General features: G+C 33.6%; 7 protein-coding genes and 1 tRNA gene. 6 read left to right on the top strand and 2 right to left on the bottom strand.

All coding sequences use genetic code 11. The features are described from left to right. The gene (locus tag LF887_RS17600) at positions 1–1,584 is read left to right on the top strand and encodes a helix-turn-helix domain-containing protein (protein ID WP_236855555.1); all 1,584 of its coding nucleotides are present in this window, start codon (positions 1–3) and stop codon (positions 1,582–1,584) included. A 178-nt stretch (positions 1,585–1,762) separates the two neighbouring features. Here LF887_RS17600 and LF887_RS17595 read toward each other — a convergent pair whose 3' ends face one another. After that, on the bottom strand, positions 1,763–4,423 hold the full coding sequence (locus LF887_RS17595) for a polysaccharide lyase family 8 super-sandwich domain-containing protein (RefSeq protein WP_236855554.1): 2,661 nt from the start codon (positions 4,421–4,423) through the stop codon (positions 1,763–1,765). Between the two features lie 2,702 nt (positions 4,424–7,125). Here LF887_RS17595 and LF887_RS17590 point away from each other — a divergent pair. The 5 genes from LF887_RS17590 (at position 7,126) to LF887_RS17570 (ending at position 12,103) form a co-directional block, all read left to right on the top strand. After that, complete coding sequence (locus LF887_RS17590; RefSeq protein WP_236855553.1) at positions 7,126–7,767, top strand: hypothetical protein; 642 nt, start codon at positions 7,126–7,128, stop codon at positions 7,765–7,767. Positions 7,768–8,193: 426 nt separating this feature from the next. Then, positions 8,194–8,982 (top strand): hypothetical protein, encoded by a 789-nt coding sequence (locus LF887_RS17585; RefSeq protein ID WP_236855552.1) that lies wholly within the window; start codon positions 8,194–8,196, stop codon positions 8,980–8,982. Positions 8,983–11,058: 2,076 nt separating this feature from the next. Beyond that, positions 11,059–11,496 carry a transposase gene (locus tag LF887_RS17580; protein WP_317207776.1) on the top strand — a complete coding sequence of 146 codons (438 nt, stop codon included), beginning with the start codon at positions 11,059–11,061 and terminating at the stop codon, positions 11,494–11,496. Between the two features lie 18 nt (positions 11,497–11,514). Beyond that, entirely contained in the window at positions 11,515–11,805 is a 291-nt protein-coding gene (locus LF887_RS17575; RefSeq protein ID WP_236855551.1) for a hypothetical protein, read from the top strand. Next, positions 11,762–12,103, top strand: a complete 342-nt coding sequence (locus LF887_RS17570; RefSeq protein WP_236855550.1) for a helix-turn-helix domain-containing protein — start codon at positions 11,762–11,764, stop codon at positions 12,101–12,103. The genes LF887_RS17575 and LF887_RS17570 overlap by 44 nt, the downstream gene beginning before the upstream one ends. Positions 12,104–12,660: 557 nt before the next feature. On the opposite strand, the gene LF887_RS17565 is transcribed toward LF887_RS17570, so the two are convergent. After that, positions 12,661–12,733 (bottom strand) — tRNA-Phe (locus LF887_RS17565). Positions 12,734–13,185: the final 452 nt, after the last annotated feature.

The raw sequence follows: 13,185 nt of genomic DNA, 5'->3' as shown, positions 1-13,185 counted from the left end.
ATGGTTATTAAATCTCTATACTTATTTATTTTTATTTTACTTTTCAGTCTACCAGTAAAATCTCAGACTAAGGAAGATCAAAAATTTAACGCGGCCTATTTTAAGTCTTTCAGAGAAGAACAGGTGGATCGTATGCTTAAAACTGGTGACTCCCTGTATAAAAAATCAGAGACCGAGACTCAAAAGATTAAATCACTTGTTGTCATTGCCTCTGCCTACTCGCGAAAGCTGAGTGCCAGTAAGTCTATTCTGTATTGGAAAAAAGTAGATTCCATGGGAAAAAAGGCAGACCTTCCGGATTGGGAAACACTTGCCAACGAGCGTCTTGCTGCAGAATATTTAAAACTGAACCTTATAGATGCGAGCAGACAGTTTATAGACAGGGCTATAGCTGCCAGTAAATCCTTATCAGGCTCACCGGAGAGTAAATATATCTATGCAATGATGCTTGAAACAGAAGCATTACAGAAAATTGCAGATAAGGATACAATAGGTTTTATAAAAAGTATTAAGAATAATCAGAAGTATCTGACAACCATCCCTGAGAATGATATAAGAAATTATCTTTTGGGAAGATCCCAGCTTAAGCTGGGTGAAGTATATGTTCAGAAAAACAACCTGGAATCTGCCCATTATACCTTCCATAAAGCTGAAGAAAACTTAAAAAAATCGACTATTAAATCTTATTACAATGAAAGTGCTACACTGTACAGGGGATTGGGAAATCTGGCATTAAAACAGAAACGTTATGATGAAGCAAAAATCTATTTGCTAAAAGCAAAAGAAATAGCACTAGCCAATAGTAACAAAGAAATAACAGATCTGACTATCAATGATCTTAGAAAATATTATAGGATAGTACATGACTATGAAGGATTACTTGAAATAAATCAGATCAAAGACTCTATTGATCTTATCAAAAGAGATGAACTTGTGACGCTTGCCGATCAGGATTTTAAAGAAGAATTTGCAAAGAAAAATAAGTTCGAAGGATACATGAATATCCTGATTTTTGTATCCGTATTGCTGGCTCTTTTTGTGATAGGCTTGTTTTTTTATTATAAACAGCAGAGAAAAAAAATCAGACTTCAGTTCGAAAAGATTATTACCAAATTAAATAACCAGGAAGAAGAACATGCGGATCCTGTGATCATTTCATCCGAGCAAAACTTTATTGCCAGGAATATGGAAGAAGATGATTCTTCTCTGAATATAAGCACAGAAAAAGAAGAAGAACTCGTACAGCGGATGAAGAATTTTGAGCAGCAGCAATTATATCTGGATCAGAATATTTCAAGGCCTACGATGGCCTCTCATCTCAATACCAATACAAAATACCTGTCCTATATTATAAGAAAATACAGAGGCGTTGATTTCAGTGATTATATCAATCAGAACAGGATCAGTTATATCATAAAGCAGCTTTACACAGAACCTGCTTACCGGAATTATAAGATAAGCCATCTGGCAGAATTGTGCGGCTATTCTTCCCATAGTAGATTTGCCAATATATTTAAAAAACAAATGAATATCTCACCATCTGACTTTATTGCACAGCTAAAAAAAAGAGGTAATAAAGATTAAGCTTTATAACAACTATTTTGTATAATAACTTTCGGAGGATAGCTATGTATACGCAACAGAAATATAATAAAATTAAAAAAAATAAACGGAGGTCTGATCAAGACCTCCGTTTACATTAGTCAATAACTGCAAAATTGTAAAATAAAGATCGTAGGATACAATCAGTCTTATACATTCTCTATTTTTTAATAAATGTAATACTCAATCCTTCATTGTTGGAGAAAAAATAGAGGCCGCTTTTCAGACCGGATATATTAATACTGAATGCAGGATTAGAATTTTTTTCTGATCTTAAGACATTACCGAGAGCATCCGTTATTTTCCATTCCTTTGAAGTATTGTTTTTTATATTCAATACTTCCTCTGCGGGATTCGGATATATTTGGGTATATTTTGTTTTTATATCATATTTTTTATCTGATAAAGAAGAAAGTGTATTCATTTTAAAAGAAACTTCAATGGGGAGTCCCTGATAGGTTTTAAAATCATAGATACTGTTATTTCCATCTGATGAAATAAAGGTGACCGATGAATTGGGTGCTGTCAGCTTCCAGTTACCTTTTAGTGTTATACGTATTGTTTTCACCTGGAATGGTTCAAAACTCCGGTCACCGGGTAAGCCGAGATCAGGATTCGATAAGCTTAATTTCATCTTTGTATTGGCTGCATTGGGCTCATACATGATTAAGCAGGGGAAATCATTAGCTTTGATATTGGTATTTCCCGGAACAGCAGAATCCGGCTGAAATAAAACCAATCCGTAGATTCCTGTAGCTTTGTGTTTAATAATATGAGAATTTCCGGTCTTATTCAGAACCTGATAAGGTTTTGTACCGCTGGCTTGAAAAGATGTGGCCAATGACTGCATATCTTCTGCAGTAGTATTGGGAACCACAGCATATTCATATCCGGAACCGGAAGGAGCCGCTCCATGGTCAATATATCCAATAGCCGCCTGAGCTGCCGGATTCAGGATGGTGGGATCTGTCTGATTATGAGAAGGGGTCTGCTGATCTTTTCGCTGAACTTTCAGATCTCCGCTTCCTGCATGTATATAATATCCTGTCCCAAAATTATCCAGTACCCAATGGTCCTGGGCTGCAGAATAGCCGGAGGTTGTCCCTGTTAAAGTATAAGGGCTGCTGTCCACAATAACCTGGTCAGGGGTCGTAGAGTTTTGATACAATGTAGTCACTGTGGAATGTTCACTGTCTGTATTATTGATATCGGAAGCCAGGCAGATAATAACATCATCAAAAAAGAAAGATGATTTTTTGAAAGTAAAACTAGGGTCATGAGTATCAGGTGCTGTAACTCCGCTCCATCCCAAATTTTTCCTTTCCTGAAAATCCATTGCAAAAATACCGTAGGTTCCGTATACCTTGTTCAGAATTCCATTATTTTTTAAATTGAATTCCAAAGAACCTGCAAAACGCTTGCTTGTCACCTCATCAATTCTTTTCCATCCGGCGATAAGCTTTGTCCAGGGCAGTACTTTTGTGGTGGCTCCCGGATTATAATTCCAATCCCATTTGGTATTATTAAAGCCATTAGCATTTCTGTCACCCGGATATACAATAGGCATAGCCCCGTAGCTTTGATATCTTCCATATCGGTTTACAGTAGGGTAAATTTCAGAACCCCAAAGCTGATTATTAAATCCCTTATTGATCACCACCGTATTCTTGGTTCTGAAAACGGAAGCATTCGCGTGATTCATTTGATAAAATCCAGTTTCAAAAGGAGCTGCTGCTGAGTAGTTGAAAGAAGGCTCTGTACCATATTTCCTGTTGTATATTCCTGCCAAAACAGGATCAGCTGTTGTCAGTCCTAAAATCTGACCTCCCAGTATAGCTAAATCTTTTACCGAGTTTTTAGAAATATTGATTTCATCCCAATTGCCGCTCCTGCCTGTCATCGCTAGAGGAACCATATCACTGTCGCTTGCAATCAGTAATTTATGCCATACCGCATCTCTGAAACCGAGATAAGCTGGAGCATCAATCTGAAAACTTGTGGTACCGAGAATTTTCATAGCAGCGACTACTGTATTGTAAGAATACATATAGGCTTCATAATTATTCCAGTGGTGATATCCGCAGCCATCCGGTTTTACACCGTCCTTGGTTCCGTCTGTATATTCAGAAACGTAGCGGGCAATGTATCTTTTTAAAGTCAGTAAATACCGGTATTGTTCATCCTGAGTGGGAAAACTTTTTAAAGTAGGAATCAGTAAATCCAGATAGGTGTAGATTACATCACTGTCAAAAGTACCGTCTGCCAGCTGAGGTTTCCACAATACGTTCCAGTTTCCCGTATTTTTTTCTAAAATATATAAAAATCTTTGCTTGTCTGCATCATCAAGGTATTCCAGACAAAAGGCGGCCTTCCTCCCAAAATGCCTGAAAGTGTATCCCCCTAGGTCAGGAGGAAGAGTATTGTTACATACATTTTGATAAACCCACCAGATGGTGTTTTTTACCTTTTCTCTGATAGCGGTGTCATTGGGATTAAATTTCAGATAGTCGGAAAAAGTGTTGATAAAAGTTACCTGATTGAAACTTGTGATCGGGTTTCCGGTTATGGCGGTTCCTGAAATATTGATGTTTAAGTTATTATAGCTGGCAATGGCACTATTGACTGCATTGGCTGATGGGGCACTGCCTGACAGCATAGTATCCTTAGCACGGTTATAAATCTGATCTATTTCGGACTGAACGGCAGGTGGGCTTTGCACCAGAGGAAGATCTGGAACAAATGCAGGTAAGCAGGTTTGTGCTTTTGTGATCACAGAGATCAAGGTCATGGCACAGATCATTGGAATGATTTTTTTTTTCATAATGTTTGTGTTTTATATATATTAAACTTTGTTTCGTGTCCTGGGAATTTGAAAACTTTTTATTATGGACGGGTTGATTTATCTTATTTTTTCGATCTTCAATTTCTTGAAAGAAATGAAAACAATAATGTTCATGCTGGAATAAAAGTTTATGATGTTAAAAACTTCCTTAAGTCTTTTTATAGATAGGAGGGCGCAAAAATAGGAGGAACCCTTTTAAATTCCAATCAAAAGCCTGTCACTATTCTGGAATACTGACAGACAAATATGAACTGAGAAATGGTCATTTCCGGAATTTTAAATAATATAGAAATGATCATAGTAAAATAGTCCTCCTCATTAGATGAAACTAGTAAGTCTGATTTTTCTGAAACAAATAAAGCAATTCCTGAAGTTAAAATATATTGTTGTGGAGGGTGTTGGGACGAAAATTCTATTTTGCTATTGCTGTTAATTAATAAATAATATTTATTTAAAACAATAGTGAAGGCTAACAGTTTTTTTTGTAGCACATAGAGTCTTTATATTCAGATCCAGGACTTCTTTCTTTAATATCAAAACATTTTAGACACATACATTATTTTGTTGTAGCTGTCTGCCTGTGTTCCCTCCGTTGAAGGCTTTTTATTTGAAGTACGAGCATATCAACTGAAAACTTTTTTTGACTCTGTCTAAAAGTTAAGACTGAGGGTAATATTAATTTATATCCATAAAGTTTTTCAGTACATCTATTTAATTTTTATAAAGTGGCACAGGCTGGTAAAAGATTCAAAAGTGACATGAAAAATATGAAGCTGCTGAACAACAGGCGCTTTTTTAAACTTATGCAGCCCTATTAGTTTTTTGCCTTTCGTTTTTTTAATCTGTTATTTTTCGTGAATATTAACAGCTTTTTTTGATTATATCAACAATGATTGTAATAGAAAAAGTAATAAGAATAAAATTTTAAATAAGTATGTTACTGTGTTTGTTTTTAGTGTGTTACAGGCGTGTTGATGACGTACTTTGTCTGTCATTATTCGCGAATACTTACAGACTATTGGTTGCTTTTTGAAAAACTTAAGTATAATTTTGCTCTACACAAATGATGAGAAACTTTTGATTTTTTCAAATATTTTTTACTTCGTTAAATTCTTTGGGGAATTATTTTCCCCAGAGAATTTTAACTAAAAAATGATTAAGAAGTAAGAAAGGTACATCGACACTTTATTAGGAATTCTGGATTTATAATATGCTCAGAACTTCCATTATAAATTGTCATCTTTTTTCAATGATCAGTTTTAAACTTTTTTCATATTAATATTATGTTGGGTAACTTTTCCGGAAGTATTATACTTTCCGGAAAGTTTTTATATTCTAAAGATATTTTTAATATTAGGCCAATTTAAATTCTTACAGGTTTCGAATTCTTCAGACACAATGAAATTCATACAATCTTTAAACACTTTAGCTGACTTAAGAAGGGGACTATCTTCCCGCTTAGTAAGTAAAATTGAGAAGAAAATCAAAGATTTAAAAAAAATGAGGTGTTCCTGTTATCACAAAACATGAAACTTAAAAATAACTAAAGTGTTAAAAATCTTTTGTGATTAAATAAAACCCTGTAAAAGAGTAAGAACAGATATAATCCATTATCCCCACACTTTGTCATTCAGCAGAAATCTAACATTATAATTTTAAAACAATTAAGTGTCTGATATTTGCTGTTTTTAACGCTGTTGCATTCACAACTTGTGGTGGACATAAGATAGTTTAAACCGCTTTATAATTAAAAAGAGAAATCATAGTGGAAATAAATAGCAGACTGAAAAACCTGAGGATTTTCCAAAATGATTGGCAGAGACTGCTGATTAATGCTATAATATTCTCGTTTTAGTGGATTTGACAGGCTTGCGATGTAGAGGCTTTAACTATTAATATTCGCGAAAAGTAACAGCCTATATTTTGGAATTGTATTGGATACGAAATAATTTTACACCCACAAATCCAAATCAATTATATACATGATTCAATAAACATTATGAAGTACTTTTAGGCCGCTTAGCTTGTCTTTATCTATCATCAGCTTATTGAGAATCTAATGCTGAATAGAGATTAATACTATTTCATATTTGTGTTTTTGTGTTGTGAGTCTGTCCTTATAGGGACAGACTTTTTTTTATGTTCCGGATTTCAAAGTGCATCTCCCACAGCAAATACCCATGGATTTGTTACGGTTGCTAATAAATATCATTCATGGCTGTTACAAGGTTATTCTTAATTAAGTATAAGACCTGTTTTATAAAGTGCTTTATACCAGTATCCATTAATGGATTTTCCTGTTCTCATTTCTGTCAGGGCTGTTACTATTCGCGAATAGTAACAACCTTATTCTTGTGAAAATCAAGGTATGAAGCTACTTTTGTACCACTGATTTTTGGGATTCTTTAAGTATTAAGTATTATTTGGTTTAGCTCTTTGGGATTTTCTCAGTCAGTATAATTCATGTCTCAAAGAGCTTTTCTTGAATCCCGTCGGGATAATATGATACCATTCAAATTCTGAAAAGCAGAAGATCCTGACAGTATAGATTTTGGCTTTCTTCTACTGAAAATACTGATCATCAAAAAGGTCCTGTCAGCCTATAGAATACCTGCTGTAACGGCAGGGTCATTTCCTGCTGAAAAATAATTCAAAAAGATAGATAACATAAATTCAAAAAGATGAAAAAAATTGTATTTTTCAGCTCCATGCTGATATTTTCAGAAAACATATCCGCGCAGGATAATAGTGACAGCCGGTCGCAGTTTGTCAAATGGAATCTCGGCCTTAACTATACGGGAGGCTCACTTTCCAATAAAGAAGAAGGTACCAGCAGATGGATCAATAAATATACAGCAAGTCTGTCTGTGGATGTGGCCCTTTCAGAAATATTTTACTTTGACTCGGGGGAACTCTATCTACAGCCTTTTTTCGAAACTTCATTACCTGTTAGAAATCCATATAATAAAGATTTGAAATTCATAACGTACGCTGGTGGAGTTAATCTGAAAAAGTACTTAAACCATAATTTTGAGAAAAGCAGATTTTTTCTGCTTGCAGGAGGAAAACTTGAATATATAGTCTGGACATTGGATTATGCAGGTAAGGACGGGGCAAGACAGTATAAGTCAACACATCTTGACTACGTTTTGAATGCAGGAGGAGGATATGTGATTTCAGACCGGATGGAAATTTTTGCCCTGTACTCCAGAGGGTTTGGGAAAGCATATGCGATAACTGATCTTAGCCATATGACTAATTTCGGTTCTTTTTCAGTAGGGATAAAGGTGATGTTAGTGAAAAACTGGTGGTTCAGCAAATAGCCGGAGATGAACCAGATTAAAAGCTGTATGCCGAATTTATATGGAGCAAAGAATCTTAATGATTTGATTTTTAAAGATTCCTGACAATTCATAATGATAGATATTCTTTTTTTTGATTTTTGATGTGGAAAATTTCAGTTTTTTCACTGTATAGACAGGTAAAGTTTGAAATAATCACCAGGATGTGATCATTTTAACAGGCAGCGGTCATGAAAATACGATCAATAATACCTTCAAAGGGGTCTGAAACCAGTGTTTCTGTTATTATTCGCGAATACAGACAGCCTTTTTCTTGTGACTCTGTTGATTTAGATCTAGTTTTGTTCTGATCAACAACTGATGTTTTAGAGGTTTGGTGAACTGTTCTAATAGCAAGGAATTTCCCACGCTCATTATTATTTAATAACCATACGAAAACTTAAAAATATGGGATTTGATATAACTTACCACCCGATTAAAGAGCAGGAAATACAAAAATGGTATTTCGATGTGTTGAATGATATTTCACTTATTGAAAAATTAGCGGTAGAGTATAATATCGATGATTATTGTAAGGAAAAATATGAAGATATTATTTTAACGGCTAAAGAAGTGAAATCGAATGAGTTTTTTGACAGCTGCCATGGACGGTACATTTCTTTGATCCATGGATTCTTCAGAACCTATTATTATACAAGAGATTCTGCTTTTTCATTTTTGATTGATCAGAATTCCTTTTTTAAAAGATACACCAAAAGCTGGAAAGAAATAGTGGGTGAGGAAATTGAAAACCCGGTGAAAAATAAGATTACAGAAAATTATAGCTCTGGTGTTTTTATTCCTGCGGATCAGGTATATCAATTACTTGATGATTATCAGACAGACGACAATATCAGGGAAGAATTGAATGAATTCTATTCAGATGAGCGGATTCTGGTCTTTATCAAAGCGTTGGAATTTTCAAAACAAAATAAAATGGGATTGTTGGAGGCTGCGGATGTTGTAGAGCCTAATCCTATGGAATTCAATACTTCCCTTTATTATTCCAATATGTATAACTGTGATCAGGAGGGTGTATTTCTCTATGTAGAGGCAGCCATGAAAAGGACCCGGCGGGCTGAAGAGCTTAAAAGCTTAAATCAAAAGAATATTAATATTTATGATGAAGGAAATATCATGACAAAACAGGATGAACTTAAAGAGAAAAAAGGCTTCTGGAAGAAGCTTTTCGGGTAATCCAGAATGAATTCTGACAAATGCATTTTTGTGAGCCGGCAAATTCCTTTTTCATTTTGAAGTTGCTGCTGTGATCCCCGGAATTATGTTAGCGGCTTTTGTTCGTGTTGGAATTCTGATGTTGCATGTACTGAATATAATGGATCAGACAGCACTATTAAATCCGGCAACCCAACCTGCGGAACAGGCCTGCATTCTTTACCTTTTTTACTTATTCATTTTATTGAGTACTTAACAGGTTATTTTGCTGTCATTATTCGCGAATTATAGCAGGCCTTCTATTGTTCTACGGTTTATGCACTATATGTTTAGCATATTGAAAATATAGATTTTTCATCTTGTTATTTTATTTGGTAACTTCTTTAGGAATACAATGCTCCTAAAGAAGTTTTTTATTTGTTAAATGATCATAAAAAAGTGATTGTTTAAAGATGAGCCTGTTTAAACTTTTACAGGTTTTCTATACTTTAAAGACCATAAATTTCATGAAGATTGCTATTTTAAACACTTTAACTTATTTATAGGGTAACCTGAGGGAAAAAGATCATAGATTTTTTAAAAGCTTATTATTCCTATATCCCTTTCTCTTCAGTTAATAGTCAGATCTTTTTTCCTTTTAAGTTGATTCATTACAGTTTTCATTATTCTTTAATCTGAACTTCTGATAAGAATCTTCTGTTTTGAAATTTATTTCCCGATGATTGATAAAACGGGGATTTTAGAACTTTAAAAATAATAAAACAGGTAGGTTAATAGATATTGTACTAATTTTGAATATAATTGCAGGGGATGTTTTTTTTAAATATTCTGATAATGAGATTTTTGTATTTTATTTTCTGTTAATATTCGCGAATAGTGACAGAGGTTGGGTTGTTTATCAGAAAGTATCCTTGTAATATTGTCTCAATTAAGTTATCAGTGATGAGACGGGGCAGACTTTTAATTTTTAGGAGTGATGAAGCGGATCGTAATGGTGATCTCCTTATTTTATGAAGCATCTGAGTTTGCTGTTTTTTTGAAGGATATGAAATATTAAACCCATTGAGCTTCTGTCTGACCATAATCATTATTGTTTTCATAGTACTTGTTTGTGCCTGTTCAATTGTTTTGGACAGGTTTTTTCTATGTAGATATAGCGGTAAGGAGGAGCTTAAAAATCCGAAATAAAAATCCTTTTTTTCTGTATACCCAATCTGGTCATCGGCTTTTTAATAGTATCAGGGATATTATGAGAAAATTAATTGTGCTAAAAGATTATTCTGCTGTCATTATTCGCGAATAATGACAGACATTGTCTTTTATATCTCCGGTCTTAATGATAGATTTAGTACTGAAATAATTTTTTTTATTTCATAAGTTTTTTTCTTCTTTGGAGAGGTTCCGAATGATTTCGCTCTCCAAAGATTATTGAGTATAGAGCTTCAATCTTAGAAGTAAAAACTTTAAGGGTGAAAGACAGGACAAAAATTTTAAAAAGGTCCATAATAATAATTTACGAGTATTGGTTGAGCATATTCTAATTTCGTTTTTTTTCATTTGTGTTCTGGCTGCTATGAATGACGGATCATAGCAGCCTTTCTTTTTAAGGTGGAAATTCTTCAAAAAGAAGTACTGAGATATTGAAAGCTGAAGCTTTTTTAATGATGTTTTTAATTGAAAAATGAAATTTAACTCCAATTTTCAGGTTATAATTTTGTTGAATTTTATTTTTATTTATTTGTTTGATTTTCAATATTTTACATTGTTATTTATGCTGTCATTATTCGCGAATTGTAACAGCCTTTTTCTTGTGAGGTAACAAATTCCCCTATACATTTGCACCAGTAATACAATCACAAACACAGTGATGATTTCATAGAGTTTATTTTTTTTCTCTTGGAGGGTTCCTCAGTCTATCTGCCTCCAGAGAATTTTTAAAGTAAAGGGAATAAGCCGGTAAGCGATTTTATTTCAGGTGTGTAATAGGAATGTTAGCATTAATCCTGCTGGGGTTCATCATCTTTTTAAAAATTACAGATTTTTTATCAGTAAGAATATACACAGGAAGTGCTGCTAAATTTAATAAAGAGATAAGCAATGAATATAGATTTAAAGACGATCAATATTGGAAACTTAATTGAGGAGAGAGTAAAAGAATGCGAGATTGATATTGTACGGATCTGTAATTTCTTTAAATGCCAGGAAGAAGATATCAAAAAAATGTATGAAGAAGAGCATATACGGACTGATCTTCTTCTCAAATGGAGCAAACTGTTGAGCTATGACTTCTTCAGGTTATATACACAGCATCTTGTATTATATGCACCTCCCGAAGGAGGTGAGACGAGCTCAAGATCAAAACCTACGGCTTTGCCTTCATTCAGAAAAAATATCTATACAAAGGAACTTATCGCATTCGTGATAGAACAGTTGAATACAGGAGCAATGAAACGGAGCCAGATTATCAGTGAATATAGAATTCCGAAGACCACATTATATAAATGGCTGAGTAAATATAATCATAGTGGGCAGTAATCATTAAAAAAACAAACGATGGATTGGAAGATGATGTTTCACCTGAAAAACAAAAGAAAGAGCTTAAATAGTGCAGCGCTTGAGGAAATAAGATTCTTTGGAAAAGCAAAGCAGGAAGTAATGAGTCTATTAAGCAGTTATAAGTACGAATATAAGGATGAGTGGTTCTGTTTTATTCTTAGTAAAACCTGGTATGGTAAAAAAAGAATAATGAGCCTGTTTTTCGAAAATAATAAAGTAGAAGAGAAATATATCAAAACAGAATATGGAAAATTATCAATCACCAAATTATACAAGAATTTATCATGATATTATTGAAAAAAAATATCCCGAAAAGAAAGAAAGGTGCCTTTACTTCTTTGAAAAGGAAAAACTTAGTACAAGGGATATTATTACAATAAACACGGTTATATTTGGTCCGGAAATAGGATCAGAAATTTCAGAAAGTAATCAGAAATTCAAGTCTTATGATCAGGAAACGATCCGTTACATTTTGGAATATCAGGTGAAAAATAGCCTCAATAATACAGAAACTGCCAGTCATTTTAAAATAAGCAGGAACACATTGGCAAAATGGAAGAAAGACGTGAAAATATTTGATTTATAAACCACTCAGTTACAATTAAAATATACACTTTCTTTATAGATAAAGCAGAATTATAAGATCAGTCTAAGGTCTGGTATTATTTAAAAATTAGTAAAAGCCCCCAATTATTTTTGATCCCTACACAAATGATGAGAAAAACGGGAGCTTTTATTTTATAAAAGGAACAAGCTTTTTCACTAAGAATAGCTTTACAAGACTTATTTTCGATAATTATCCGAGAACTTTTCAGGGAGCTTAAATTCTCTGTTTAGTTCTTTTTTTAGCTGGAAATTAAAATTAAGCACTAAAGGATGAATGCTTATATAGAGCAGGCGAAAAGCTGGATGTAGATTCGGTCACTTCAGATCCTTTAAAATATATATACTTTTGAAATCTAAAATCTAAGCAATTTTCAAAATTCTGCCGCAGCTCAGAGGGGGAGGACAGAACATTTTTCTTATTCACATTAACCAAACTTTTTGCTTAACCCCCAACTTTTGCACCTGATCCAAAATTTCGTGCATTTGTGGCCATCTATAAAAATAAAAAAACCTCTAAATAAATTAGAGGTTTTAAAGTGGTTTCTCCAGGAATCGAACCAGGGACACATGGATTTTCAATCCATTGCTCTACCAACTGAGCTAAGAAACCATTATGTTTTTGTTTGTTACTTCGTTGTTTTAAAGTGATGCAAAAGTATAATATTTTATAATACCACGCAAGCTTTTCCTGTTATTTTTTTGATAAAATATATCTGTAATACTTGTTTTTTAATTCAATTATTTGCTTTTCAGTGGTTTGTATTGTGATGTTTTTTTGTTTTTTTTTACCTGGAAATTTTATCATCCAGGAATTTCTTACTTATGCTGCCTTTTAAGGGTATGTTCCGGTATTATGAAGTGTGATGATGAAGTTAACAACAGCTATATATGCGGTCCTGAAATAATGATGTTTATACGCTATAATAGTCGCTTTACTATTTATTGTTGTAATAATAAGTTTAGAGGTAGAAGACAGGGATTTGCAAAAAATAATACGATGCAAAAACAGGAGTAATAAACATCTTGGAAGAACAGTTGAAAAGAAGTTGCGGATTAACGGTT

The organism is Chryseobacterium sp. MEBOG06 (assembly GCF_021869765.1).
In the GTDB taxonomy this organism is placed as follows: domain Bacteria; phylum Bacteroidota; class Bacteroidia; order Flavobacteriales; family Weeksellaceae; genus Chryseobacterium.
The sequence above is the reverse complement of the archived record's forward strand: the minus strand, read 5'-3'. Positions and strand labels throughout refer to the sequence as shown.